Annotated in this window: 13 protein-coding genes; 6 read left to right on the top strand and 7 right to left on the bottom strand. The window is 56.6% G+C overall.

The window, feature by feature from the left end; genetic code table 11:
- Nucleotides 1-406: 406 nt before the first annotated feature.
- From NTD81_RS00985 to NTD81_RS00970, 4 genes are all read right to left on the bottom strand, one after another.
- Nucleotides 407-1,846, bottom strand: coding sequence for a multidrug DMT transporter permease (locus NTD81_RS00985; protein ID WP_262178497.1), 1,440 nt, complete (start codon nucleotides 1,844-1,846; stop codon nucleotides 407-409).
- Nucleotides 1,846-6,267 carry an NACHT domain-containing protein gene (locus NTD81_RS00980; protein WP_262178495.1) on the bottom strand — a complete coding sequence of 1,474 codons (4,422 nt, stop codon included), beginning with the start codon at nucleotides 6,265-6,267 and terminating at the stop codon, nucleotides 1,846-1,848. The genes NTD81_RS00985 and NTD81_RS00980 overlap by 1 nt, the downstream gene beginning before the upstream one ends.
- A 273-nt stretch (nucleotides 6,268-6,540) precedes the next feature.
- Nucleotides 6,541-10,362 carry a hypothetical protein gene (locus NTD81_RS00975; protein ID WP_262178493.1) on the bottom strand — a complete coding sequence of 1,274 codons (3,822 nt, stop codon included), beginning with the start codon at nucleotides 10,360-10,362 and terminating at the stop codon, nucleotides 6,541-6,543.
- 197 nt (nucleotides 10,363-10,559) lie between these two features.
- Entirely contained in the window at nucleotides 10,560-12,800 is a 2,241-nt protein-coding gene (locus tag NTD81_RS00970; RefSeq protein WP_043050034.1) for a nuclease-related domain-containing protein, read from the bottom strand.
- A 330-nt stretch (nucleotides 12,801-13,130) separates the two neighbouring features.
- On the opposite strand from NTD81_RS00970, the gene NTD81_RS00965 reads away from it, so the two are divergent.
- From NTD81_RS00965 to NTD81_RS00950, 4 genes are all read left to right on the top strand, one after another.
- Complete coding sequence (locus tag NTD81_RS00965) at nucleotides 13,131-13,724, top strand: nucleoside 2-deoxyribosyltransferase (RefSeq protein ID WP_161796518.1); 594 nt, start codon at nucleotides 13,131-13,133, stop codon at nucleotides 13,722-13,724.
- Between the two features lie 389 nt (nucleotides 13,725-14,113).
- Nucleotides 14,114-17,965, top strand: a complete 3,852-nt coding sequence (locus tag NTD81_RS00960) for an RNA-directed DNA polymerase (protein WP_262178488.1) — start codon at nucleotides 14,114-14,116, stop codon at nucleotides 17,963-17,965.
- 469 nt (nucleotides 17,966-18,434) lie between these two features.
- Nucleotides 18,435-19,541: an AAA family ATPase gene (locus NTD81_RS00955; protein ID WP_262178486.1), complete on the top strand. Its 1,107-nt coding sequence runs from the start codon at nucleotides 18,435-18,437 to the stop codon at nucleotides 19,539-19,541.
- A 52-nt stretch (nucleotides 19,542-19,593) separates the two neighbouring features.
- Nucleotides 19,594-20,925 (top strand): DUF58 domain-containing protein, encoded by a 1,332-nt coding sequence (locus tag NTD81_RS00950; protein WP_262178484.1) that lies wholly within the window; start codon nucleotides 19,594-19,596, stop codon nucleotides 20,923-20,925.
- A 73-nt stretch (nucleotides 20,926-20,998) separates the two neighbouring features.
- Here NTD81_RS00950 and NTD81_RS00945 read toward each other — a convergent pair whose 3' ends face one another.
- From NTD81_RS00945 to NTD81_RS00935, 3 genes are all read right to left on the bottom strand, one after another.
- The gene (locus NTD81_RS00945; RefSeq protein ID WP_262178482.1) at nucleotides 20,999-21,745 is read right to left on the bottom strand and encodes a nitroreductase family protein; all 747 of its coding nucleotides are present in this window, start codon (nucleotides 21,743-21,745) and stop codon (nucleotides 20,999-21,001) included.
- 145 nt (nucleotides 21,746-21,890) lie between these two features.
- On the bottom strand, nucleotides 21,891-22,373 hold the full coding sequence (locus NTD81_RS00940; RefSeq protein ID WP_262178480.1) for a glutathione peroxidase: 483 nt from the start codon (nucleotides 22,371-22,373) through the stop codon (nucleotides 21,891-21,893).
- A gap of 150 nt (nucleotides 22,374-22,523) precedes the next feature.
- Entirely contained in the window at nucleotides 22,524-23,009 is a 486-nt protein-coding gene (locus tag NTD81_RS00935; RefSeq protein ID WP_262178478.1) for a peptidylprolyl isomerase, read from the bottom strand.
- Nucleotides 23,010-23,373: 364 nt separating this feature from the next.
- Here NTD81_RS00935 and NTD81_RS00930 point away from each other — a divergent pair, with 364 nt between their 5' ends.
- Both NTD81_RS00930 and pta read left to right on the top strand, forming a co-directional pair.
- Nucleotides 23,374-24,561, top strand: coding sequence for an acetate kinase (locus NTD81_RS00930; RefSeq protein ID WP_262178476.1), 1,188 nt, complete (start codon nucleotides 23,374-23,376; stop codon nucleotides 24,559-24,561).
- Nucleotides 24,562-24,581: 20 nt separating this feature from the next.
- On the top strand, nucleotides 24,582-26,675 hold the full coding sequence (gene pta, locus NTD81_RS00925; RefSeq protein ID WP_262178474.1) for a phosphate acetyltransferase: 2,094 nt from the start codon (nucleotides 24,582-24,584) through the stop codon (nucleotides 26,673-26,675).
- Nucleotides 26,676-26,761 lie beyond the last annotated feature (86 nt).

Raw genomic sequence — 26,761 nt, 5'->3', positions numbered from 1 at the left:
CTCAAGGGCTACCATTAAAACTCTATGGCCGGTTGACTCAAATGTCAACATTAGTCAAATAAGACTGACTCGCTCGTCTCGCGACCTTGGAACCCTGCAGCTCCGCATCTTCTAAGAAGTAGGCGATCAATACGTACCGCAATGTGTAGTCGTCAGAGTCCCTATAAGCGTTCCTAACGATGTCTACTGATATTCTGCGCACGCTAGGGGCTCGATTCGAATCACTGCGTGAGTCAATGAAGCGTAGGGTTACTTAACTTCACTGCTCTCAAGAAGCAGCAACTACGTATCTCCCGCGGAGTACTGGTATGCACATCGTTCAGCCATCGTCCGGTTTCGACTAAATGAGCCGGCCAAATCAAATCAGGCGCGGTTGGCGAAACGAAGCCTATGAGGTGCCGGTAAGCTAAACGAACATGGCTCCCGTCGTCAGCGTTTGATTGAAGGAGTCAAAAGTGTTGTCTCGGTGCAGCGTTCTCACTTGCCAAAAATAGAACGAGCGCACCGAACCTTCCGTCGAAACAGCTCCTTCCCGATAGGTAGTGCCCCGTGAAATGAGGGCGGTACCGCAGTTACCACTAAACTGAATGGGTCGCGCAGCCCCCCAACCGGCATTCCAATAGTAGAGGTCCGCGATTACCTGTTCGTCTACCTTAACCTCCAACCGCCCGTCACAAGGGGTAAGTTCGGCGTGGTCAGCGCCAGGTAGCGTTGGAAGGAAAAGCCGTCCAGGATATAAGTCGTGCTGGAGATAACCTAAACGGTCGAAATCAAGCGGCGCAGCAAGTGGCCAAGCCTTGCATTGCTCTTCCGTCAGCCCGCCTAGTTGGGGCGGCACGAAGATAGTTGTCGTGCTTAAGGGGTCATAGGACGCACTGCGAAGCATCCAACCATTGGCCCAGAAATCCTCCAAATGTGCTGGTAAGTCACTGTCAGCGGTGCTGCTGCCCTCCGCTTGCGACCAACGGACCAGTGAAACCTCCACACACCGCACCATCGATACAAATATTGGTGAACTGAACGCGATCAATTCGTCATCGGGCCGTATTTTTTTTACGTGGGCTTCCAAGCCTCGTACAGATGATTCGATAGCCTCTATATCGCCGTCGAAGTCAGTCGCCGCGGGAAACCAGACCGGGCGCTGAGGTCTGAGCAAGGCCAAGGTTGGATGAACTGGCAAAGCCAAGAGAGCCCTAGCTTCCGCTCGATCCGTTGGCATACCCCAGAACTCTTCAGCCACCGCCAACGTGCGAAGGTAGGCAGAGATAGCCCGAAGGGCTGTCCGCGAGGAGAGCTGTCCGATGAAACCATCGCCTAGGGGGCGTGAGAAGTGCCAAGGATCTCCTTGGAACGGGGCGTCCGGGTAGGCGGATCGATTCGCTGCCCATTCAAAAGCCATCTGCCGGACGAATGGAAACCCAGTGCGGCTTTCGAGCTCGCCCATAGAAGTCCGGAACATCCGAGGTAGATCTGAGCCTTGCACACCGTCAAAGTCTTGGGGAATCTCGAAGTCGTCGGGCGCCTCCTCCAGTTCTTCGTCGTCTTCGGCAAACATACCAAAGCTTTCCAGTAGCAGGTCCGAAAGTATTGATGATTTCGGGATGCTTTCAGCCAGCTTGAGGCTAGGTGAGTAGCCGTACGCTTGCGTTGCCATCCAGAAGATACACAGCACCTCAACCACTTCGGCCTCAAGCTTGCGCGAACTCAGCTGTTGAAGCAGCGCGTACTCAGTCTCATCCCTTATAGCAGCCTTACCTAGCCGAGCTGCCAGCTCCTGCATGCTCCACCACCTTGCAGATGTCGACGGCCAACCAAGCCTGGCTATGAGGATGCGAAGCTCGTCCATCAGTTTTCCGCTCCTTCAAGTTGGACTAGCTCGACAGCCCAGCGTGGTTTTCCCAATGGTAGAGTACGAGTGTCTTCAATGACGCAGCCAACCATCGTCTCGGCAAATTTCACGGCTTCTGCGATGCGCCCTTGTCGTGCATAGAAGTAGACCATCACTTCGTTAGGTGCCACTCGTGGAGGTTCGGGGTCACCGAACATACTGTAGGTCGTCGCAGTGACGAACTCGTCGCAGCGCTGCGGATAGTGCTTGACGACTAAATCGAGTCTGCTGCGGGTCTTTTCTTCCTTCTCCATAAATCCGATCCAACCACCGCTATGGATGTGCGCCTGAACGAGATACTTCCATGCCGCCTTTGCGCCACTTAGCTTGCGTCTAGTCTGAAATGCCAAATCAGACAGCTCCAAAACGCCCCGGAGCCTGCCCTCTCCCGACAGAAGCAAACCGTCGAGTGCCGTAAGAAGTCGCTTTCCTTGCCCAGCCTTTTCCCAATGTTGATACCAGGTACGAAGGAGCGTCAGTTGCTCTTTGTAGCTGGCTGATGAGCTGTCGAGCAGCTCACCGAGTTGTTCCGGCGCAAAAGTCGTGACATCTTCAGTGTATGGTTTGTTTTCGCTATCGCTGCCATTACTCTCCGTTCGCTGCAGCATTCCGATGTCCCAACCGACATGTTCCCGAAGTACTCGAAGTCGCTCCCCAGCGCTTTCGCTGCCTTCTCGTGCAATTCTACTCAGAGCGTCATGGATCTCCGGATGCAGTCCGGTTCGCATCAACGCGTCAAGCGGCCAACCATCCCTGACACCTTGCTCCACGTATTCCCGCAAACTGTCTTCTGCCTGCGACCAGTCGCCTGCGTGAGTATGCTCCTCGTACTTAGTCACCAAAGCTGACGGTTTCAGCTTCGCAAGTAGTCGGTCGGCGGCCGCCAGAACATGTCTGGTGCCCTTCCCATCGGTGTAGTCCAAGACGTGGTGGACCTGAGGCGCAATAACGCTGAGCAAGCGGCGAGCGTCGTTCGGGGCGACATCGACCAAATAGCCGATAGCGTCGACCGTGTTGTTCAGCGTAGGGTCTTTGCGGTGTGCATAGCCAGTTGTCAGCTCCCACGTCTGCTTGCACAACTCGCGAGCGCTGGAGTTCAAGCCATGAACTAACGCAATGGCACATAGCTGGAGCGGCATCTGAAGATGAACGCTGGTTTCCTGGCGAATCTCTGCATCAAGCAAGACACGTTGGGACTGAACGAACGCAGCCGCCGCATCGTCGCTCATCCTCGTCAACAATCCGGAAGCGTACTGAGTGCGGAATGACGCGCAGTCAAACCAAGCCTGCTGTCCCGCCGCCTTCATGGTTTCGTCGGTCAGGGCCACGTCGTCGAAGTGGTCCAACAGAATACTGCCCAGACGGATATCGCAGGCAATGCGATGCAGCGCGCTCCGAAAGTCCTCGGCTGCAGAGCTCGCGTCATGGCTTTGCCTGAAGCGCCTGAACTCCACCGTCTTTAGCAACTCGAACAGCTCATGGAAGTCCACGAACTCCCCCCGCCACCAATGGTGTGCAACCTGTGCCGCCGCCACAGACAGCGCGTTGAGGAAGTCGGTAATGTTCTTCCGGTCTTCGTAGACGGGAGCCCGCACGAACTCAAAGGCAGTTTGACCTTCCGCAGCCATGCACAGGCTCAGTTGAACGGCGCTGAAAAACCAGTGGTGCGCGAGTGTCGCCAGATCTTCCTTGCGCTCGTAGTAGTTGCCCTTGAGCCACTCAATGGGGATAGGCCCATTCAACGGCTTCGAGGCCCGCGTATGAGCCGCCTCTACGGCAGCGACGAAGGGGGTTCGCTCAAGTTCGTTGAAGTCATCGCGCTCCGCGATGCTCACTCCAGCGGTCGCCGCCGCACGGACGCACGCATCGCTGATGATGCTCTTGCTTTCACCAGAAGCGAGCGAAGCAGCGGCCGCCATCAAGTCATCCAGGTTACCCTCTTCAACAAGCATCTGGACTCGCGGCATCCAAACAAACGGCCCGTTTTCAGAAACTAGCCTAGCCAGCGCTGCCGGGGTCGCGCCGATGGCACCAAGGCGCGCAAATGCTTCGATGAGGAATTGATATTCATCTGAGCCGGCGCTCGACGAGTACCTGCTGGAGAAACGGCTCAAGCCTCTGAACCGACGAAGGGCCTCTTCACCACAAGCCTCGGCTACGATCTTGTCGCCCCGAGCACGCAGCGCCAGTCCTAGTGCGGCAAGCCGCAAGATGTCTGCCTCATGTCTAGAGGCAACAGCCTCCCGCACTACACCCTCCTCTTCAGTCAGGATCAACGTGTACGAGATCAGCCTGGCCATGTCATCGTTCTGCATCTGGTACTGACTGCCACCGACCATCCGCGCTTTGAGGTGCTCTAGTCGAAAGGCTTCAGCGAACGCGTTGGTATCCAGCGCTGCAACCAATGCATCGGACAGCAGCGTATCAAAGAGCGACTCTGGATATCCCTCTTCCAGGCGGAGCATGATCCAATCGCGGGTGAGGCCTGTGATGAGATTCTTGGGATCCCCCATCCTCGCCTGAACCGTCCACAGCCAGTTCACGCGTAGCGATGTGGGCGCAGTGCTTTCCAACCAGCTTGCCACAGCAGGCATCAGTTCGTTAATGCGGTCGGAATAGCCTGCGGTCGCACGCACAAATACCGCCAGACTTTCGTGGAAAACCTTCAGGCCTGCCGCCGATGAGTGAAGCAGATGCTCCACTTTCGCGACTTCCGGCTCCGCCGCGCCGACTTTCGCTGCGATCTCTCCGAATGCAGCCCTAGGCCAGAAAAACGAGAAGGCACATACCAGCCGCAGCGTGTCTTTGAGACTTGGAGGAAGGACTTCCCAAAGCGATGCGTAGTAAAACTTTGCATCCTTGCTTAAGTCTCCCTTCAGTTGCTCGACATCCCACTTCGACAAGCTGCGACCGGCATGCTCAAGCTCCGCGGTAGCATAGATGACGTGCAGAGGATGGCCATTGGTCTTCGTGCGAAGCGCGGTTGCAGCTTCCTGCAGTTGCGCATCCGAACCATCCTCACCCTCGAAGCCAATCGTGAGCCTGCCTTCCTGAAACGCCTTTCGCAAATAGGACAGAACTGCGTTCTCAGACATCGCCGGAAGCGTGCGCCACTCGGCCTTGGGCGCGAAGGCAAGCAGATCCGTCGGCAACTGGGCGTCGTCCACAGGCTGGGTTCCAACGAGTAGCACCATGTTGTCTGGGCATGGGATCACTTGGGAGAACACATCGTCCAGCGGCCGTTTGTCCTGAGCGTTAATGCGCCAGACGTGGTCCAATCCGTCCAGGACAAAAACGAATGGCTTGGCCTGTTTCTTGTAGTGTGAAGCACACGCTTCAAGGAGCGAGCGCAGGTCGCCCGCTGGAGCCTGAACATCGGGATGAAACCGTTTGATCTGAGCGTCGATGGACTGCTCGACAACGTAGCTGTTCACCCGGTCGCTCCCCCGCTCCGTCGTCGAGAGGAAGTAGTGGTGTCGGACCGTGGGGATCTCGCGCTCGGCAAGTGTGTCGCACAACGCGCTCAGGTATGTGCTCTTCCCACGGCCCGGCGGCCCTGTGAGCACGATTGCCCTCCCCGTAGCGCCGACAGCGTCACGGACGAACTCCCGATGAAATGTTTCGTCAGGCACCTCGTAACCCGGGGGAACAACGAAGTCTTCAGGCAAAGGTGCCGGCGGCGTCGACCGCAGGATGTTGCGGACTTGCTCCAGCGTGATCCAGCCATCCGGGGGCGGGAAGTTCTTCCGCGTGGCCCAGTTCAACGCAATGTTCTTGAGGGTAGCAATACCCTCAAGAGTGCCATGCTTGCGAAGTCGTGCATCGACCTCTTGCTCCAGCGTGTCGAACCCCTTATCGCTGTGACAAATTTGCAGCTGGCTGAAGAACGTCTCGCAGTCTTGCTCCCCCCCAAGTTCGGCGATGACCTCAGAACGCCTGGGCTCGGGGATCTTGGCGAAGGAGATCTTGCCGCCATCCAGGCAAGCTTCGATATCGGCGTCCGGACGGCGGTTGGTCGTCAACGAGAGCAGGCCAGTACGCGCCGGGTCTAGCGCCTTGAAGGCATCGAACCACTTGCGCAACATCGACCGCGATCGCGCCGTCGTGCCGGTTTTCTCGAGCATCCAATTCCAGCAGAGTGGATGCACGTGTGAGGCCGGGGTGAACTTGACCTGCTGGAGGTCGAAGAGGCCATCTGCACGCTCGACAACGATGTCATCCAGCCCCATCGGCGCGACAGCCTCGTCGTCGCACTCAAACCTGACCCGGGTGTAGCGAGCCGGCGCGTCAAGCCAATCGCAGAGGATTCGTAGGCCTTGCCGGTTCTGGTATATGTAGCCTGCGGCGGTGATCGCGGTGTTCTTGATGTCTTCAGACACGGGCGGCCTCTAGTTCAGAGGCCGCCACGATACGGTCGGCCCTTAACGAGAACTCGGTGATGCGACTAAAGACAACAATACGCGGGTCAACCGTTACCACCGGGAAGAGCGAGATCAAGATGTGTTGTATTAGCCCGACGCCTAACGTCATCATAAGAAGGTGCTCCCAATTAGGCTCTTTGATTGACGCTTTCTCATATGCTCGAATGAAACCGCGATTGTAGTGGGCACAAGCGACCGCAGGGGCGAGGGTCATTGCGTCCAAGACCGAAGTCATTCAAGCCCCGATGTAGTAGAAGCGACGGCGGGAGCAACTATGACTTGTTGTGTGAGCCAGGCATCTAATGCATCGATTCGGGTAAATGCAGTCGGAACCTCGTATGGCGGATGCACCATCCAGTAATGGATAGCTCGACTGACGTAGATCTCTAGATCGCGAGGTTGATCAACTTGGGGTAAAGGCCAGCTCAATAGCTCCAGGAGCCGCGACCTGTGCTGAAGAAGGAATTGCCTGCGACGCAGAATCCGGCTGAATTGGCCATTTCTGTCGTCCTCACTTTTCCCGAAGATTTTGTCTCTGAGTCGCCTGGTATCTTTCATTGAGTACGCTGGCTGGTTGTATTTGCATTCGGCAACCAGCAGCGTATTCGTTTCTGGCCAATACGCGAACACGTCAAAATCTCCCACATCGTCAAATCGTTCGCTGCGGAACCTGCGATAAAAATCTAGATTACGCATCACATAGGGCGTATGCCGTAAAAGCACTTCTCCTGCCCGCGCCTCCAACTTTTTCTCAATCCCTTCCTTGATTTCTCTGATAAGCGGTTCAACGTTGGGCAGCGAAAAATCGGCGGGAAGATATCCATCCCGTACGGAAGCACTCCAGATACTCAGGGCTCGACTGGCGGTTTCTGCCCCCCAACGCAAAGCATCGCCTTCATCGATTAATGGGCGGATTGCGTATCGGTGGATCCGCTTGCTGTGCTCCCAGTATGGAACCTCTGACTCTTCCACATCTCGTCCTGCCAGACGACGAATATGGGTGCCTGACAGAGTCAGGAACTCCACAATTAGGGCACTCTCGGAATTCTCTAGCCCTTCAATATTGTCCACCAGGAGCTGCGATAGTCTATCCGCTGTTGCCACGTATGAAAGCTCGAGCGTGTCAGTCAGTCCCAATTGCACAGGCTGGGAAAGAACTACTAACGCACTGAGTAAGTGCTGCAACTCAAATCCAAGATCCTGTTTAAAGGCTTTGCGCATCCTCTCGTCAGCCATCAGTTCTTCTACAGGACCTTCCACCTCGTCCTGATCATTTAAGTTGATACCCAATCGAGACTTGGCGTACTCCCGAGCGAATTTCTCGCCCCTTTCTCCGGAATCGGTTGAATAAAAGATCTGGGGTACGTGGAAGTCATCGATCTCAATACCTCCTACGTCTACCCCGGTGTGCAATACGTCGCCGGCGTCCGCCAGTACTTTGTACCAATCAACCAATCCCACCAGCTCACGCAACACTTCGCTAGTGACCTGTTGCGCACCGCCGCCCGTCGAACTTAGAACCTTTTCCAGAAGATATCGATAATGACGAGCCGCTGCGCCAAGGTCCTTACGTGCTTTTTCCACAGCCTCAAAACGATCGTATTCAACGTCATGCGCGAGGCTTTGCTGGGCTTTAAGAACAGCAAATCTCTCCGCTGCGGCAAGTGCATCATGTTGCTCAATGCACTGGCGAATAAGCTGATGCCGATCAAGAGAACCAAGACGCTTCTCAATATGGCTCCGGAGAAAATCCCGCCCGACATCAATCTTCGTCTTCGCGTCCTTGAGCTCGTAGCGTCCCGGATTTAGACCTGACCGCTGCATGGCAACAGCCAGATGCTTGCGAGCCTGCTTATAATCCATCGGGGATGGGATGACAGGATCTACAAAATCTGGGACATCAACAAGGCGCTGGGCGCGCTGCAGATGAAACCGGGCCGCAGCCGTGGCCCTAGATTGCAAAGTCACCGCCAAATCGTTTGAAAATGTTAATCCGTACTCCTCGTGGCAGCGCTGTAAGGCCTCGATTAGGCACCTAACCTCAAAAGACGCATCCTTAGAGTCATTCAAACCGGCCATCACAGCACGAGTTCTTATTGTGAGAAGAACAACGTGTGGCTGAGCTTCCGTTCGTGACGTTTTGACGATCACGTTAGGGAATATCGCCAGAGATTCGGGAGCCTTCTCGGGCTCGATAACGTCGCGAGCATCTACACCACAGGTAAGAATCAGATGCGGTAGCTGCAGCAGAGGCAGTGTTGACAGCAGATCGCGGTGACGGAAGAACTGATCTGTTAGCAAATGTGCAAACATCTCCAGCATCCGCCCATCTATTACCTGCAGATGAGGGGCGATAGGAACGAGGGTCTGGACGGCGCAAGCGTCCACCACTTGCGTTGAAAATCCTAACAGTGGCAAGCTGCGTGACTCCATTCTCGTGACACCCGAAGTCGCGGATGACAGTCTCCAACCAGCGGAATCCGTCGGAAACCTACTAGGAGCAAGGGCCCAGAATGAAGATAGTTCCTTAAAGCGGCGCGAGGTTCCCCAACTAGTGTCCAGCATCAGCATCGACGGCTCCATGGCACCGTCCACCAGAACTCCGTGGCTGTCTTTGAACGAGGCAAATTGATCAGCAAGTCCGCTGGAAAACGGACTGAACATAGCTCGTTGGCCATCCATGAACGTCCAAAATGATTCAATATCATCCGGCTGATCCAAATCGTCGAATATGGTGATGAAGTCTGCCAATGGCATCAGCCTCGCGGGCTTCACGACTGGATCAAGCATTTCCGGCGCGGTGCCGGATTGAGTGAGCACAATCAGAACGTGGACTTCTTCAGATTTGAGACAGCGGCTTCTGTCACTGCCCAAATAAAATCTGCGTCCGTCTGCCAATTGGAAGTGTGCACGCTCACCACGCTTCAAAGCAGCGTATACATTCTGCGACGCACTTGAAGCTTGCAGATACAACTGATGATCGCAAGCGCAGACGAGGTATACACCTGATTTGCTGGGGATGAGGCAGCTTATAGGTAGTTGATGAACTGCGGTCTCGCCGACGAACAGAGTGATTGGACCAATACGACTATGCCTGAAGCGCTCTGCGATAAAGCGACCAAACCTCCTGTGTACCTCCGCATCGACTCCCTGAGCATGCAGTGCTGCCCAATGGTCGATGACAACCCCCGGCATATTCCGTACAGAAATAGGCACCCAACTATCTCCGTCAGTCACAGCAAGGTATGGGAGAACCTGTCCGGCCATCACGGCATTGCCGAATCCATCGTGGGTGAGAGGATCCTTTAGAACGCCAAAGCTGGCTTCAAGGTCTTTGCTGGCATGAGCACGTCGATTAGCCAGGTATTGGCCCAGTTGAATAATTGTCGACCGACACGCTAACCAGAACTTTTCAGGAGGAACCTCCACGTCTCCGATGCCCGGCTGCGGCATCGATGTTTTAGCCAATTCAGGCATAGAATTGATAATACAAGTTTGCGCCGCGACGGCGAGATCCATGTCGACTTGTGCTGTCTCGATATCTGCATAAGAGATTCGGAACGCCTCCACAAAATCAGGTACGCGCTCGATGCAGCTACCGTAAAAAATCGGAACGAAATCGGAATCCAGACGCACCCTGGTCTGACCCCAATCCGCTTCGGAAGCAAAGTCTTCAAGCATCGGAAAGTCAGGCCAAACCGCGTAAAGCGCATTGACGAAGACTACAAAGTCCTCATACGTTGCAATAGGCAACGTACCTGAATTCGTCTCCTCCGTTCTCAACAGAACGGACCAGGCAAACATATGCTTGATGGGGCTGCCCACATTGGCTGGCCACAAATCGGATATGCTCAGCGCCAAAGCTGCGTCAATGCATTTGTACCGGCGGAGGACGCTAGTTGTTTGCTCGATGCATCGTTGAAATTTGCTTTCTATCTGAGAATCGGGCGCACGCCGCCTGGAAAAAAAATCAATACTGGGAGACCTAGTTTGCGGATCTCTGCCCAGCTTCGCCGCCTTGCGCTCACGTTTCTCTCGTGATTTCTTTCCCATCTAACTCTCCCTGTTTTGTATTTTTTGATACGGCGCGGCAGCTAATTTTGGTGATAACTGATTCTCCAGCGCAGCCCGAACTCGTCAGAAGGCAAATGCGTTGCCTCTCGGTACTTTGAAGCTGACTGCTACTCCCACATCATGTACCTGGAAAGTACCTAGCGTGCTGGCGTCAGAGACCGAAGCCGACACGCCATTTATGCCCTATAGACCATGGCGGTAAATTGATACGGACGATGCCATTCTTCGATCATTCGGCCAACAACAATGCAACGTGTTTTCCCTGTTGCCTCCATGAGGTCATTGGCAAACTCTCCAGCCGCTTCGCTGCGACTGGCCGACAGGACTTTCGGGAAAATATAGAAAGCGACCAAAGTATCGCTGTAGGAGGGAGGCAGGATGGCAAGCCCCCGGGGCTGTAGCGGGTCATGAGGGTTAGCTGAAACCCCCAGTTGGATCGCCATCAGTTCCTCGTCTAACCCGTCCGCGGCGTTGTAAGCGATGTCGAGTAGTGCAAGGCTAACCGTCGTCCAGCCTCGGCCAGCCCGATGTTGGACCTCCAAGATCATACGTCGAAGTGTTTCGGGCAATTGAAGCGGCGGTTTAGGTACTCTCACCCCTGCGTCGTGGCTGTTGTAATAGTGATCGATCGGAGCAGACATCCCCGCAATGGCAAATATCGCGTCGGAGCGCTCTACCTCCGGCATACCAAATGCGGTCTGAAGGTAGAACCCCAGATAATCCAACTCATCGCCGAGCAGACCCGTCGAACGTTGCACATGCCCGCGATTCGACAGGTAATGCAGGATAAATGCAGGCTCCTCAAGGATATCCACGACGCAGCCCAAGTCCGCAAGATTCAACGTCGGCGCGAGCTCTAAATCACCGGGGACCCAACCCGCCTCTTTTAACTCTGCTTCGCAACTGGCCAGGATCGAGAAATCATCGAGCGTCACCGAAAGCCGGATTACCCGGTCTATGGCTTTTCCATCAATCCCCAACTGATCAAGGACTTTCTGGCTTGCAAAATTGCCACTGCCCGATTCGCGGATGAACTGCGCCAGCCTATCCGACTGCAAGGCTGGGTCAACGAGCAGTTCCTGAACATGGCGCTTCACCCGATCCGGCGCACCTCGTAGCCCCTGTGCTGTCAGTGAGGCTGACTTTGATTCAACAATCAATACTGTGCGGTCAATTATCAATAGAAGATCAGTCTCGTAACGATCCTCCCCCACTGACCATATGATCCCCGCGTTGAGGCGGGCCATGGGAAATGCCTTTCGCAGCAAACTGGAAACTTTTCCTTCAAGATAAGCAGCACGCGTTCGAGCAAGTTTTCCCAAGGTGGACGGTTTCAAGTCATTCAGCAATGAACGCATGACGCTATGGACGTGGCTGAACACCAGTTGGGGCATCGGAAAAAAGTATGCCGAGCCGTCCTTAACGCAGGGCGCACCCCAAACCGGGTTGCCCATGAAAAACTTAGGCATGTCGTCGGTGCTCAAGCTCCCTGGACTTAGCGACAAACGCTCCAGCACTCGGATTACAACATTACGGTCAAGTGAAACCGCATGCGCCATACGATCGGGATCAACGGTGGCAAGCGCGGGAAGCTGCAAGTCCGCATGAGCCATCAGCATGCAGGCTAGCTGTTCTCGCCCAACACCTTCCGGAAGTCGACGCAGAAACTCCTCTGGATCGCCTTGAACAAAGGTACACTCCCGGAAATAGGTGTGGACCATCTCGGTGCGGGTTTGGCAACGGGTAACCCGCCCGAGCATCGTGAAGCGTTCTGACGCCTGTTGCTCAGTACAAATAAGCATAGCTTGTGCGATATCGATCACCTCCGTCGCACCGAAACCGTAGGCGACGTTAAGTTCGCTGTCCAACGCGCCGTAGAGTTCTCGCGAAATCTCTACCACCGAGCCATGGTAGCCCCAATTTCGCACGAACTGGGTGTGTCCCCTCAGGCGCTCTTGAAGCAAAAGCACAGCACGCTGCTCAGCATCAGCTTCCTTAGCTAGCGCTATAAAACGCGAGCGGTAAAAAGCGTCCGCGAGCTCTCCCAGCTTATCAATCATTTGCTGAATTTCTTCAGCTTTAGCGGGGAGTTGCCCCCATTGATCACGCGATACAGTTAGTGTGAGGGCCTGCAATAGCTCGACATGGTGCTGCTCGATCCCTGACATGATCCGTACATGAGAGACCCCCTCGGCGGTAACCGTAGATCGCAGCCCATAACCAGCCAAAACAGCAAGCAGATGAGGCGGATAACTGCATTGCAGCATCTCACGGATCTCTTCGCACAGTTCCGGCAGTTTCCTTAGGCTATCTGCGCCTTCGGCAACAAGCTTCGCCTTTAACTGATCACGGTTTATGTGGCTATAGGGGTGAATGGTCCATCCCCCACCCAACGCCGAGTCTGCTTCATCATTCATCACTTACAGGCTCCATCGACTGAATGTCGTTCACTGGCAAGCAACCTGCCATCATGAACTCGACGTTTCTGCTTGTCGCTACTGGTTACTATGGGTCGGTTTCAGGCGTTCGTGGCAGGCAGAAATCCGCCAAACATGGTCATTTAGAGATGTCCTTAAAAAATAGATGCAATGCAACAGACAGCTCTGACTGCTACAAGAGTGGCGGGCTGCTCCAACCGTTGATAAAAGTCCACACCTAATGTACGAGATATTAATTAGCCATGATACTCTGAAGACTCTATGTGCACTTCTGCTCTAACGCAGCAGACCAAGAATGGAGGCAGTCGAATGGCCCAGAAGCCAGTAGTTTGGTACGCAGCAGGTCGAATTGAGCGAGACCGAAATCGTTTCGGGTTGGTGGAATGTTCTCTCCTCGGTTTTGAGCAGGAGGCATGGAGTGCTATCCCAAAAGTGGTGGAGGAAACTGCCGAAGGTGTAACGTTCGCTTACTCGGGCCCTTGGACTGTTGGGTGCGATCACGGATGTGCCCATGTCGCAGGTGAACAGAACCCATGGGCAAGCTCTAAATCGGCCGGAACGTACGGCACTGGCACTCATGGGGCGGCGGAAAGCTATTGCTCATCTAATACAGGCGCTGCTGATGCGGGGAGCGTCGTATTTGAACGATCCATGGCAGGCATCGCCAAAGCGGATGCTGTATTCGTGTGGCTGGAAGATGCCGAATGCTACGGGACATTACTTGAGGTGGGATACGCTTTTGCGATGAAAAAGCCCATCTATCTCGCGCACGCTCCATGCGTGCTTCCCAACGGAGAGATGTGGTTCGCATTCAAAGCAGCCCAAAAGACTATGCAATCTCCGAATGCTCGCGACGCATTCCTCGCTGCCATCAAATATGTCGATGGCCTCCGTCAGGATTGATCCAGAGCTCGCCATTCAGCCAGAAGCGGACTCTCCGATGAACGCTCAGAACTGGCATCAATGTGGTTGTTTCGAAGTGATCTGGGTGAGCGGGCGCCACCTATCCTAGCTGCTAAGCTGACAACCCCGAAATGCGCTTAGCCTGGCGGGCGCCAGAATAGATTTCATAGCGGAAGTCAGAGCTTCAGCGATACTGTCTATCCTTGACACCGCTGCGTTTTTTTAAAACCTAACGGCGGCTTAGTAATGCTAGCGGGTGGGGCACCCTGGCACTCGATTGGCCTAGAAGCAAGTACAGAGTGCGGCCTGCCTACTCTCGCGTATCGGTCCAGTTAGGTGCTTTAGATCCAATACCAACAATTTAGTGTACATGTCATGGAGACAGCCGCGTGAGTGTCGTTGCAAGTCGTTACGAGCGTTTGGGACCTTTGCTCTCCCTGCTTTCTGATGAGGCCGTGCTTGCGCAAGCATGGAAAAAAGCTGACGCGTATATACGGCGACATAATTGGTATGCCGATATTCTGGAATTGGAACAGATATCTCTTCTACTACCTCAGACCCTAGGCATTTGGCAGCAGCAGATATCCTCAGGCGATCACGCTGGCGCCAGTCCCATGCGCCTGGTCCCTGCACCGAAGAACGGAAAGTGGCATTTTCCGTCTAAAACGGACGGAGGCGGCTGGAAATTTAAGCCTACCCCCAAGGCGGACAACTCCGTTCAGGTTGAGCCAGAGTTGCGCCCCTTGGCCCATGTCAGTATTCGCGAGCAAGTGATGGCATCCGCCGTAATGCTGTGTGTGGCTGATGCTGTAGAGACCTTGCAGGGTAATACCGACCCGGCTACCTATGCGAGCAAAGCAAATGGAAGGCAGCAGGTTTGCAGCTACGGTAACCGGCTTTTCTGTGATTGGCTCAACGACTCGGACGGTCGTCAACAGGCGAGATTTCGCTGGGGAAATGGAAATACCTACTCCCAGTTTTTTGTCGACTACCAGCGCTTCCTTGAACGCCCAGCCGAAGTGTGCCGTGAAGCGCTTCCAACGCTACTAGACGAGCGACTCTTTGTAGTAAAACTCGATCTCGCGAAATTTTACGACTGTGTAAGTCAGCCTGCAGTGGTCACACGCTTGCGCGGTATGTACCAAAGTTACGCTTCCAAATTTGCCATTCCATATGTGGCGTCGATATCCGAGTCGTTCTGGCAAGCAGCGGAGAAAATCCTTCGCTGGGAGTGGCATGAAAATGACGTCGCTGATCGTGAAAAGTTGAAATTAGGGCTGCCTCAAGGATTGGTGGCGAGCGGTTTTTTTGCCAACGCCTATATGCATGACTTCGATCAAATGATCGTTGGGGGCTTATCCCAGCGCGTAGGCATTCCAATCAAAGTGAATGGTAGTACCGTGCCCGCACGCTTGATCGATTACTGCCGCTACGTAGACGACATGCGCCTTGTAGTGGCAATTCCTAACGAAGCCGCGAATAGCCTGGCGCTTGAGACCATCGCAAATGACCTAAGCGAATGGGCAAATCTCCAGCTCAGTTGGTGCTTCAAGGATGCGCTCAATGGCCTAGAAGTAAAGAAAGAAAAGTCCGAGGCTATTGCTTGGGAGGACTTCGCGGTACAGGGGAGCACGTCCCGATTCATGCGCGGTGTGAACGGGCAAATCAGTACAGCCCCTGATCCAGCGACATTGCTTCAGGCCACTGGAAGCTTAGATCACCTTCTCTGGCTGGCGGATGCGCTAGACGATGTTGGTGACGTCGATGAAAATCCCTTAGCTTTGGCTAGAATTTCGCTACCAAGAGCGGACGTACGGGATGACACGGTTAAACGTTTCGCGGCGAACCGTCTGCGCCAGGTTCTAAGGATGCGCCGCAGCATGGCGGATCCAGAGTTACCTGCTGAGGATGCGCTAGCAAATACTGAGGTAAGCGAACGCCAAGCGCTAGATCATGAGATGGAAGCAATCGCTAGAAAGCTCGTTGCGTGCTGGTCACGCAATCCCGCTTTGGTCAGCGTTCTCCGCTGTGGCCTAGACATTTTCCCATCAGCAGACCTTTTGCGGCCAGTCCTGCAAGCCTTGCAGCTGAAACTTAAGCCAGACGCTAACCCTGCTGAACGTGAGGTTTCGTTATTCGTATTATCGGATCTGCTCAGAGCGGGAGCGGTGGAAACTGGAATGCATCGGCCAGAAAGTTACCCGTCTTCAGCTGACGTTGCTGGATACCGCAAGGAACTATTGCAAGCGGCTCTGGAGATTGTCGCGGATAATCAGCTGCCGTGGTACCTGCACCAGCAAGCTGCCCTTTTCCTCGCGGTCATGCAGTACCCCGTGCTGCTGCCACCAACGGATGAACTTGTTTCGTACAACGCTCTTCACAGTGCCTTGTGCCTTATACCACCTTTTACGGCTGACTTCTCGACTGCGCTCACGGCAGGGCTTCTGGTTTTGCGGATTACCGGCCAGCGCGACAAGTTTGTTATTTGGCTAGGTACATGGCTACAGAAACTCTCCATCAAGGATGCCAACGAGATTATCGATGACATCGCAATGATCGAACCGAAAGTATTGGGTGAGCTTCATGCCGCATGGATCGGCAGAGGCAAGGTTGGCTGGGTGAAATATGTCGATCGATATCTGTCCCCTCCTCAGCGCCAAGATTACCCGGTTCGTCTTCAGGACTGGCGTGCCGGCAAGCGGTCGCTGCTTGCGATAGTGACTCACCCCGATAACCCCTTCGTTCAGGAAAATGCGTTGCTCAAGTTAACGGCAGAGCTTCTGAAAGCTACGCCTCATGGAATACTTGATAACGATGGGGTAAGCCTAGAATGGCTGTCAGTCGAATGCGCGGACTGGAACAAGATCCAAGATCCTGCTACTCCAATCACGTTGTCATTCAAGGCACCTAACAAGATAGTACAGCCGTGGAACGAGAAACCTTCATGGTGCTCGGATGAACTAGCGTGGGCGTACCGTTTGGGACGACTCATGCGCTCCGCCATCGTTGGAGAAAATGACTTTACCACCCGTTTCTTTCCCTTGCGTGAGGAGCAGTTTGATCGCTATCGCAGCACTCAAAGCAGCTGGTACAAACGCCGCTTGGGCTTGATGCCGCTTAGCCGTGGATTGGGCGAAGAACCTACACCCATTTCGCCGTGGCTAAACGAGCTGGTCATGAGACTGCTGCAGTGGCCAGGGCTGGAGATCAACAGGAACGTAGTTGTAGGTTTTCCCGAAGTTGCTGTCCCGGCCGACTTGCTCATCCTGGTCAAGGCACGGCTGGCAGAGCAAGGACGCCTTTTTGGAAGACAATCCAACCTCCCGGCGTACCTGCTGCCGATCGAGTGCGCTAACGCAACTAGTCTGACTGCTTTTAAGGTCGCACTTGTCCAGTCCCTGATGCCTCGGGATGCGGATTTTTCTGAGGCTGATCCATTACATTGGACAGAACCTTATCGAGCTAGGCACAGAGCACATCTAGCCGCAATGTGCCGCTTGATCGGGCAACAGCTAGCAGCCGCGCGCTTCGCTAGCCGGAAAGCTTCCTCACAGCGCAAAGCCCAATTGGATTTGATTGTATTTCCAGAACTGTCCATCCATCCCGACGACATGTGGTTATTACATCGACTGTCAGACAGTACGGGGGCAGTGATATTTGCGGGCCAGACTTTTGTCCATCACCCCTATCTCAAAAAGCCTATCAACCGAGGTGTGTGGTTACTGCGCCAAAAGAGTGCTGCGGGCCGACAGATCGTGTGCGCTTATCAAGGAAAAGAGTATGGAATTCCATGGGAAAAGAGGGCTGGGGTGGCTGGCCACCGACCTTATCAAGTGATTGTCGAGTTCAAAGATGCCCGAGGCCTCACGGCGAGGTTAACTGGTGCTATTTGCTATGACGCGACTGATCTGAAACTCGCGACCGACATGCGCGACATCACTGACGGCTTTGTGATAGCGGCCCTTAATAAGGACATCGGAACGTTCGACACCATGGCTACGGCTCTACAGTTCCATATGTACCAGCCCGTGATGCTTACCAATACGGGTCAGTACGGTGGGTCGAACGCTCAGGCTCCTTTCAAAGCGCACCATGAGCGACAGATTGCACACGTACATGGGAACAATCAGGCGGTGGTCAGCATATTTGAGGTAGACCTACTCGCATTCCAAAGCAGCCGAAATGAGGAGCCGGAGAAAGAGAAGAAGGCTGCGCCTGCTGGATTCAGAGGAAGAAGCTAAGTACAAGACTGCCGTTCAATAATGGCAGATATAGATGGACTTCTGCAGGTCATTACGGGCAGCTACGTGACATGGACTTCAGGCTGTCGTTCGACGCTAAGCTCATGGAGTCGCTATCCTATTATTACCGTTCCCCTACAGACCTTTTGTGAGAAATCGCTCCGTAAACATGCGATGGATCAGTTGTAGGCATTTCTCATCAAGGTTGCCTATGCTGGACTCTCCAGAAAAGGGCTATTCTGGCCTTCAGACGAGACCCCGTCCTCCACAACACTCTCCTAACCAAGTCACCAACCTGCCTTGAGGTGCACTGCCTGAGACGTTACTGGTTGCTCTAGCCTAACCTCCACTCCAGACGAGCTCAAAATGAGAAGGTTCTTAGGATTGCAATTGTGCATGCTGGCCTTCACTCACTCTGTCCACACGTAAAAATACGTGAAAAACGTTAAATTAGGTAAGCGACTGATTTATGGAAGATAAATTTAATATAACAGTTAGTAACGCTCCAGAAGTCGTGAGCGAACAGACTCCCGAACAGCTGCACGCAAGCGTTGCGCCAGGCCTGGCTGCAACTCCCGAGGCCGCCCCAGCCACCAGCAGTGCGAGCCATGCCCAGGCCCAGCGGCAACGTGCCAGCCAGTTGGCCCAAGCCGTGCGCGCGGAATTGCAGAAGGTGCTGATTGGTCAGAACCAGGTGATCGACGATGTGCTCAGCGCCTTGATCGCCGGCGGTCATGTGCTGATCGAAGGCGTCCCTGGTTTAGGCAAAACCTTGCTGGTACGCGCCCTCGCCCGCTGCTTTGGCGGTGAGTTTGCGCGCATCCAGTTCACCCCGGACTTGATGCCCAGCGATGTCACCGGCCACGCCGTGTATGACCTGCAAAGCGAGCAGTTCAAGCTGCGCAAAGGGCCGATCTTCACCAACCTGCTGCTGGCCGATGAGATCAACCGCGCTCCGGCGAAAACCCAGGCCGCGTTGCTCGAAGTGATGCAAGAACGCCAAGTCACCCTGGAGGGCCGTGCCCTACAGGTGCCGCAACCTTTTATGGTGCTGGCCACGCAAAACCCGATCGAGCAGGAAGGCACTTACCCACTGCCCGAAGCTGAGCTGGACCGCTTTATGCTCAAGCTGCGGATCGATTATCCCGAGCACAGTGAAGAGCTGAACATGGTTCGCCAGGTGGCGCGTTCGAGCAAAGCCGACATGCTCGAAGTCACCTCGCTGCGCAGTCTGCTGCAAGCCCGCGACGTGCAAGCGCTGCAAAAAATCGCCAGCGATTTGCCCATTGATGAACAGGTGCTCGATTACGCCGTGCGCCTGGCCCGCGCCACCCGTACCTGGCCAGGCTTAGCCTTGGGCGCCGGGCCACGCGCCTCGATTGCCTTGGTCCGTTGCGGCCGGGCGCGAGCCTTGCTACGCGGCGGCGATTTTGTCCTGCCGCAAGATATCAAGGGCTGCGCGCTGGCCGTATTGCGCCATCGCGTGCGCTTAGCACCGGAGCTGGATATTGAAGGGTTAGCTGTGGATCAGGTGCTGCAACAACTGCTTGATCAGGTTCCGGCGCCCCGCCTATGACCCAGTCTTTCCAGCGTTTGAGCACGCTCGCCAACCAGACAGGACCACGCCGATGAAACCGGCGCGCCGATTACTCCTGTGTTTGGCCTGGCTGTTCGGCTTGGCCACCCTGCTGGGGATTGCCAGCGCCTTGGGCATGCCCCAGGTAGCCAGCGTGCTGCCAATATTCTGGGCATTGTTGCTGCTTCTGGGCCTGCTCGGCGTGGTCGATGCGCTGCGGCTCTGGCGCTTGCCCGCACCGCAAGTACAACGCTTGCTGCCGGGCAATCTGCCGCTGGGGCGCTGGAGTGAAATCCGTCTGCAGATCAGTCACGACTACCCACGCACGCTGCAGGTCGAAGTGTTCGACCATCTGCCCAGCAGCATGCAGTTTGAACACCTGCCACTGGCCGTCGAACTGCGCCCCGGGCAACATAGCCAAGTGGGCTATCGGGTGCGCCCGCTTGAGCGCGGACACTGGCACTTCAGCCACTGTGAAATCAGCCTGCCCAGTGTCTTCGGCCTGTGGCAGCGGCGCTGCTTGATCGCGGTGAATGACGAAACCCGGGTCTATCCCGACTTCGCCCGCCTGCATGGCGCGCAACTGATGGCGGTCGATCATTGGGTCAGCCAACTCGGGGTGCGCCAGAGTCAGCGTCGTGGTCTGGGCATGGAGTTTCATCAACTGCGCGAATTTCGTGATGGCGACACCCTGCGCCAGATCGACTGGAAGGCCACCGCGCGCAAGCGCACGCCGATTGCCCGCGAGTATCAGGATGAACGCGATCAGCAGATTATCTTCTTGCTCGATTGCGGGCGGCGGATGCGCAGTCAGGACGGCGAGCTGTCGCACTTCGACCATGGCCTCAATGCCTGCTTGCTGCTTAGCTACGTGGCCCTGCGCCAGGGCGATGCAGTCGGCCTGGCGACCTTCGCCAGCGAGCAGCCGCGCTTTCTCGCCCCCGGCAAAGGCCAGGGTCAGCTTAGCGCCATGCTCAATGCCCTGTATGACCTGCGCAATACCCAGCAGCCGGCGGACTTCAACAGCGCCGTCAACCAATTACTAAGCCGTCAACGCCGCCGCGCCTTAGTGGTGCTGGTGACGAACCTGCGCGATGACGATGATCAGAGCCTGCTCAGCGCGGTTAAACGCTTGGGCAAGCAGCACCGCGTGTTGATCGCCAGTCTGCGTGAGGAAGTGCTGGATGATCTGCGCCTCAACCCCGTCAGCGACTTTGCCGGTGCCTTGGATTATTGCGGCGCGCTGGATTACCTCAACGCCCGCAGTCAGCTGCATGAGCGCTTAACCGCGCAGCATGTACCGGTGCTGGATGCACGGCCGAGCGAGCTGGGGCCGCAAATGGTCAGCCATTATCTGGCGTGGAAAAAAGCCGGGGTTCTCTAGCCACGACTCACGAGAGCAGCCAAGCCTATCCAGCCCTTGCCCGGCGCCTTGCGATAAACCCGCGCCGGTGCGGCTACAGCCAAGTCACCTGTTGCTCCAAAGCAAAGCGCAAGCGCGGGTTATAGATGCCGCGCTCATGGGCCCGGCCCACCGCCAGCAACATCACGGGCACGGCTTGACGCGGGATATCTAACACCTGACGTAAGCGCACCTCATCAAAGCCCTCCAACGGGCAACTGGCATAGCCATGGCTTTGCACCGCAAGCATTAGATTCTGCGCGGCCAAGGCCGTCGACTTAACCGCCCAGGTGCGCATCTGCGCATGACTGTTTGGGCTGCGCATCAATGCCCGGCGCCAACCGACCAGGCGGATGAGCTGCCGCTTCAACCAACCGAGCAGCCCCAACGGCCCCTGGTTGTATTGAAAAGGCGCGGTCTTGCGATAGAAGTGCCGCACTGGCGCCGGCACCTCGGCCTCGGGCCAATCCCTGAGGATCTGTGCACACGCCTCGCGCCAGGTATCCGGCCGCGCCAACACGGCGATCAGCACCGGCGCCTTGGCCGCATGCTGGCCCATGCACACGGTATGCAGGCGCTCAAGCAATGCCGGCTGGCGAATCACCTGAAAACTCCAGGGCTGCAAGTTGCAGGAGTTGGGCGCCAATACGGCCAGCTCTAAACAGTCACGCAGCACCTCATCCGGCACTGGCTCATCGGTAAAGCGGCGCATGGCGCGGCGGCTTTCGATCAAGGCACGTAACGCCGCAGCGCTGGCAGGAGCCGTGCTGGGGGGACAGAGGGAGACAGTGTCGGGGCTCATCGCGGATTACTCGGGCAAGTGTTAGCAGCCGATTAAGCCGTGACGGGAGAGCCTGAACAAGCCGAAAAACCTAGAACTGCGCAGGCTTGGCACAAATGGCCTGAGCTGTTGCAGCGGTTTGCCGGTGGGCAAACCGCTGCAGGTTTCAGCCTAAAGCTTTTTCGATAGCGCTAATCAGGGCAGGATCATCCGGTGCGGTACGTGGCGAGAAACGCGCCAGCACACGCCCATCATGACCCAACAAAAACTTCTCAAAGTTCCAGGTGATATCGCCAGGGAACTCCGCGCCCTCACCCGCCAAAAGGCGGTACAACGGATGGCGGTCAGGGCCATTCACTTCCAGTTTGCTGCCCAGCGGGAAAGTCACCCCGTAGTTAAGGCTGCAAAATTCGCGAATAGCTTCTTCGCTGTCAGGCTCTTGCCCGGCAAACTGGTTGCACGGCAAGCCTAAGACGCTAAAACCCTTATCCTTGTACTGCTGGTAGAGCTTTTCCAGACCCGCGTATTGGGGAGTCAGGCCACACTTGGACGCCACGTTAACGACCAATACCACTTGGCCTTTAAAAGGCGCCAGCGGCAGCTCCTGACCATCCAGTGCACGCAGATTGAGGTCGTGAAAGGCACTCATGACTAACTCCTTTAGAACCCACAGGTTTCACGTCGCAGACAAAAAAGGCGCCTAATCCAAGGCGCCTTTAGTGCTTGTTTCAGCTTAGCAGTCGTGTCACGGCTTGGAACGACCATAAGTCGTTTTATGGGCACAACTGCTCAGTAAAACTTAGTGGTGGTGACCACCTTCGCCATGGATGTGACCATGGGCCAGCTCTTCGTCGCTGGCGTCGCGGATAGCGACCACTTTAACTTTGAAGTTCAGACGCTGGCCAGCCAGAGGGTGGTTGCCGTCAACGATCACGTCATCGCCATCCAGCTCGCGGATGGTGACGATTTGCATGCCGCCGTCCGGCGCCGAAGCGTGGAACTGCATGCCCACTTCCAGCTCATCGACACCTTCAAACATCGAACGGTTGAGGGTGGCGACCAGCTCAGCGCTGTATTCGCCGTAGGCTTCTTCCGGCTCGACGCTGACTTGCAGCTCGTCACCGACTTGCTTGCCCAGCAGGGCTTTTTCCAGACCGCCGATGATGTTGCCAGCACCGTGCAGGTATACCAGCGGCGCGCCGCCAGCGGAGCTATCGATTACCTCACCGGCATCGTTGGTCAGGGTGTAGTCGATGGAGACAGCCTTATTGGCGGCGATCAGCATGGGGGCGGGACCTTTGCATGGATAAAAAGAGCCGGCAAGTTTACCCAAGGGCACCGCCGAAAGCGATCCTAACGCGGACAGACGGGCGAAAGGTGGCCTTGATTCGTGTGGTTGATTTCCATCAGCAAAAATCCGGCCATTGTTTGTCAGACTTATCCTTTAGTCATAGTTGGCACCTGTAGGACGATCTACCCTGTCAGAATTGTTCTCGGGTTGTGTAGTCACAACACCGTCTACGGCGCAGGATGAAGCCAGCTCATAATAAAAACCGTGCCAATCAACGCACACAGCGGTGCAGCATTAAGCAGCGCCCTGTATTACTTTTGTGTCCGCGCTATCTGCCTAGCAAATCGAGGAATAGTTAATGCCGTCTCGCAATATCCTGGTGATCAACTGCGGCAGCTCGTCAATCAAATTTGCCTTGATCAACGAACACCATACTCACACCACCCTGATTGGCCTGGCCGAGCGCCTAGGCACTGCTGATGCCCAGATCAACTGGCAACTCGACGGTGAGAAAAACCACCTCAGCGTGCCTAACGCTGATCACCGCGCTGCCCTCGCAGAAATTCTGCCACTGGTGGAAAACGCCTCCGGCGGCCACCTCGACGGCATCGGTCACCGCGTAGTACACGGCGGCGAACACTTCACTGCGGCCTGCCGCCTCGACCCAGTGAGCCTCGACGGCATCCGTGCCCTCGCGCCGTTAGCGCCACTGCATAACCCGGCCAATGCCCTGGGTATCGAAGCCACCATGCGCCTGTATCCACAGTTGCCGCAGGTTGCCGTATTCGACACCGCCTTCCACCAAACCCTGCCGCCGCACGCGTACCGCTACGCCCTGCCGGAGTACCTGTACAGCGAACATGCGGTGCGTCGTTATGGTTTCCACGGCACCAGCCACCGTTATGTCAGCGCCCGCGCTGCCGAGATGAGCGGCCTGGAGCTGGAAAACAGCAGCTGGCTGGTCGCCCACTTAGGTAATGGCTGCTCCACCTGCGCCATCGTCAACGGCCAGAGCCGCGACACCAGCATGGGCCTGACCCCGTTGGAAGGTCTGGCGATGGGCACCCGTAGCGGAGATGTCGACGCTAACCTGCACAGCCACTTGGTACGCACCTTGGGTTGGAGCATCGAGCAGATCGACCGCATGCTGAACCACGACAGCGGCCTGCTCGGCCTGTCGGGCCTGTCCAACGACATGCGCACCCTGCAACAAGCCAGCAGCGAAGGCCATGCCGGCGCCACCTTGGCCATTGAAGTGTTCTGCTATCGTTTAGCCAAATCCTTGGCGGCCATGAGCTGCGCCCTGCCGCAACTGGATGGCGTGGTATTTACCGGTGGCATCGGCGAGAACTCGGCCTTGGTCCGTAGCCTCACCCTCACCCACCTGAAGCTGCTCAACCTCAAGCTCGATGAGCCCGCCAACCAACTCGCCACCCGTGGCGCGGCCGGCCAGATCAACGCTGAAGGGCATCCGCGCGTGCTGGTGATCCCGACTAACGAGGAACGCCAAATCGCCCTCGACACCCTTGCGCTACTCGACGCCTGATGACTGCACCCGGAGCACCTATGCATAGCTTTTTTATCGCCCCCACCGGCTTCGGTGTCGGCCTTACCTCCATCAGCCTCGGCCTGGTCGGCGCCCTGCAGCGCAGTGGCCTCAAGGTCGGCTTCTTTAAACCCATCGCCCAGCCGCACCAAGGCGACCTTGGCCCCGAGCGTTCCAGTGAGCTGATCGCCCGCACCCATGGCCTGCAATCGCCGCAGCCGCTGCCCTTGGCGCATGTCGAGCGTATGCTCGGCGATGGCCAGCTGGATGAGCTGCTGGAAGAAATCATCAGCCTTTACCAAGAGGCGGCTGCCGGCAACGACGTCGTGATAGTCGAGGGCATGGTGCCGACCCGCCAAGCCAGCTACGCCGCGCGGATCAACTTCCACCTGGCCAAAAGCCTGGACGCCGACGTGATTCTGGTCAGCGCCCCGGAGCAAGAAACGCTCACCGAACTGAGCGACCGCATCGAGATTCAAGCGCAGCTGTTTGGCGGGCCAAAAGACCCGAAAGTGCTGGGCGTGATCCTCAACAAAGTGCGCAGCGCCGATGGCATCGAAGCCTTTACCCAGCGCCTGCAAGAACTCTCGCCACTGCTGAAAACCGAAGACTTCCGCCTGCTCGGCTGCATCCCGTGGCAGGACGAACTCAACGCGCCGCGCACCCGCGACATCGCCGAGCTGCTCAGCGCCCGCGTGCTGAATGCCGGCGACTACGAACAACGCCGCGTGCTCGACATCGTGCTGTGCGCCCGCGCCGTGGCCAACACCGTGCAACTGCTTAAGCCCGGCACGCTGGTGGTCACCCCTGGCGATCGCGACGACATCATCCTCGCAGCCAGCCTCGCCGCCATGAATGGCATGCCCCTGGCCGGTTTGCTGCTATGCAGCGACTTCGCCCCAGACTCGCGGATTATGGAACTGTGCCGTGGCGCGCTGAACAGCGGCCTGCCGGTGATGACCGTGGGCACCGGCTCCTACGACACGGCAACCAACCTCAACCGGCTCAATAAAGAGATTCCGGTCGACGACAAAGACCGCGCCGAAAAGGTCGCCGATTTTGTCGCCAGCCACGTCGATCAAAACTGGCTGGTTAACCGCTGCGGCACGCCGCGTGAGCTGCACCTGTCGCCGCCCGCCTTCCGCTACCAGTTGGTGCAACGGGCCAAGGCCGCCAACAAACGTATCGTCCTGCCCGAAGGCAGCGAGCCGCGCACCGTGCAGGCCGCCGCCATCTGCCAGGCCCGCGGCATCGCCCGCTGCGTGCTGCTGGCCAAGCCGGAAGAAGTCGCAGCCGTGGCGCGCAGCCATGGCATCGAGCTGCCGGCAGGGCTGGAGATTCTCGATCCGGAGCTGATCCGCGAGCGTTATGTCGAGCCCATGGTCGAGCTGCGCAAAGGCAAAGGCCTGACGGCGCCGGTCGCCGCCGCGCAACTGGAAGACAGCGTGGTGCTCGGCACCATGATGCTGGCCTTGGATGAAGTCGACGGGCTGGTTTCCGGCGCCATCAACACCACCGCCAACACCATCCGCCCGGCCCTGCAACTGATCAAGACCGCGCCAGGCTACAACCTGGTGTCGTCGGTGTTCTTTATGCTGCTGCCGGATCAGGTGCTGGTGTACGGCGACTGCGCGGTAAACCCCGATCCAAGCGCCGTGGAGCTGGCGGAAATCGCCCAGCAAAGCGCGGCGTCGGCCGAGTCCTTTGGCATCCCGGCGCGGGTGGCGATGCTCAGCTACTCCACCGGCGAGTCGGGCATCGGCGCCGATGTCGAGAAAGTCCGCGAAGCCACCCGCCTGGCCCGCACCGCCGCGCCGCAACTGCTGCTCGATGGCCCGCTGCAATATGACGCCGCCGCGATTGCCAGTGTCGGCCGGCAGAAGGCACCGAACAGCCAAGTGGCGGGCCGCGCCACGGTGTTTATCTTCCCTGACCTCAACACCGGCAACACCACTTACAAAGCGGTTCAACGCAGCGCGGATTGCGTCAGCGTCGGGCCGATGCTGCAAGGCCTGCGCAAGCCGGTCAATGACCTGTCCCGAGGCGCACTGGTAGACGATATCGTCTTCACCATCGCCCTCACCGCCATCCAAGCGGCTAATCTGCCGCGTTAAGGGTCAACCGGGGGCGCCACGCACGCCCCCTTGGTTGCTATCTTCGGCGCGTTGTCGCCAACTTCTCGAAATTTGCTGCTATTGGG

The sequence above is a fragment of the Pseudomonas sp. 5P_3.1_Bac2 genome (assembly GCF_025465995.1).
In the GTDB taxonomy this organism is placed as follows: Bacteria; Pseudomonadota; Gammaproteobacteria; order Pseudomonadales; family Pseudomonadaceae; genus Aquipseudomonas.
The sequence above is the reverse complement of the archived record's forward strand: the minus strand, read 5'-3'. Positions and strand labels throughout refer to the sequence as shown.

Bases quoted from the DNA above. Each gene is read 5' to 3' on its own strand.
- NTD81_RS00985 (WP_262178497.1), bottom strand. From the start codon at position 1,846: ATGGACGAGCTTCGCATCCTCATAGCCAGGCTTGGTTGGCCGTCGACA.
- NTD81_RS00975 (WP_262178493.1), bottom strand. From the start codon at position 10,362: ATGGGAAAGAAATCACGAGAGAAACGTGAGCGCAAGGCGGCGAAGCTG.
- NTD81_RS00970 (WP_043050034.1), bottom strand. From the start codon at position 12,800: ATGAATGATGAAGCAGACTCGGCGTTGGGTGGGGGATGGACCATTCAC.
- NTD81_RS00965 (WP_161796518.1), top strand. From the start codon at position 13,131: ATGGCCCAGAAGCCAGTAGTTTGGTACGCAGCAGGTCGAATTGAGCGA.
- NTD81_RS00955 (WP_262178486.1), top strand. From the start codon at position 18,435: ATGGAAGATAAATTTAATATAACAGTTAGTAACGCTCCAGAAGTCGTG.
- NTD81_RS00950 (WP_262178484.1), top strand. From the start codon at position 19,594: ATGAAACCGGCGCGCCGATTACTCCTGTGTTTGGCCTGGCTGTTCGGC.
- NTD81_RS00945 (WP_262178482.1), bottom strand. From the start codon at position 21,745: ATGAGCCCCGACACTGTCTCCCTCTGTCCCCCCAGCACGGCTCCTGCC.
- NTD81_RS00940 (WP_262178480.1), bottom strand. From the start codon at position 22,373: ATGAGTGCCTTTCACGACCTCAATCTGCGTGCACTGGATGGTCAGGAG.
- NTD81_RS00935 (WP_262178478.1), bottom strand. From the start codon at position 23,009: ATGCTGATCGCCGCCAATAAGGCTGTCTCCATCGACTACACCCTGACC.
- NTD81_RS00930 (WP_262178476.1), top strand. From the start codon at position 23,374: ATGCCGTCTCGCAATATCCTGGTGATCAACTGCGGCAGCTCGTCAATC.
- pta (WP_262178474.1), top strand. From the start codon at position 24,582: ATGCATAGCTTTTTTATCGCCCCCACCGGCTTCGGTGTCGGCCTTACC.